Below are 898 nucleotides of genomic sequence, written 5' to 3'. Positions count from 1 at the left end.
ACCTGACGTTCTTCTTCTGGATGAGCCGACCAACCACCTGGACCTGAAAGCGATCCAGTGGCTGGAAGATTTCCTTATGAACTTTGAAAACACAGTCATCGTCGTTTCGCATGACCGCCACTTCCTGAATAAAGTCTGCACGCATATCGCCGATTTGGACTTCGGGAAAATCCAGCTTTATGTAGGAAACTACGATTTCTGGTACGAATCCAGCCAATTGGCTACGCGTCTTGCATCTGACCAGAACGCGAAAAAAGAAGAAAAGATCAAAGAGCTGCAGGCCTTTATTGCCCGCTTCTCGGCGAACGCTTCCAAATCGAAACAGGCCACGTCACGTAAGAAGATGCTCGATAAAATTGAATTGGACGACATCCGCCCTTCTTCAAGAAAATATCCATTCGTCAACTTCACGATCGGCCGCGAAATCGGCAATGACGTGCTGACGGTGAAAGATCTCAGCCAGACAGTGGACGGCAATAAACTCCTGAACAACATCAGCTTTAACATGAACAAAGACGATAAAATCGTTCTGATCGGCGATCCGCTTGCGAAATCCGCCCTTCTGCGTATCCTCGCGGAGGAGGATGAGCCGGCAGAAGGATATGCTCGCTGGGGTGTCACCACTTCACGCGCTTACCTGCCGATCGACAACTCGGCTTATTTCGAAGGCAGCGAGCAGTCGCTTGTCGATTGGCTGCGCCAGTATTCTCCGGAAGATGAAAGTGAAACGTTCCTTCGCGGCTTCCTCGGCAGAATGCTGTTCTCCGGCGAAGAAGTGAAAAAGAAACCTTCTGTTTTATCCGGTGGCGAAAAAGTGCGCTGCATGCTATCCAAAATGATGCTGTCGCATGCAAACGTTCTATTGCTCGATGAGCCGACAAACCACTTGGACCTGGAA

The 898-nt window shown here is 49.8% G+C and carries 1 protein-coding gene; it reads left to right on the top strand.

Translation table 11 applies throughout. The annotated features are described in order from the left end of the window. On the top strand, positions 1 to 898 hold an 898-nt coding region (locus KW93_RS05030; RefSeq protein ID WP_033541888.1), incomplete at both ends, for an ABC-F family ATP-binding cassette domain-containing protein.

The sequence above is a fragment of the Planococcus sp. CAU13 genome (assembly GCF_000775575.1).
Classification (GTDB): domain Bacteria; phylum Bacillota; class Bacilli; order Bacillales_A; family Planococcaceae; genus Planococcus.
The sequence above is the reverse complement of the archived record's forward strand: the minus strand, read 5'-3'. Positions and strand labels throughout refer to the sequence as shown.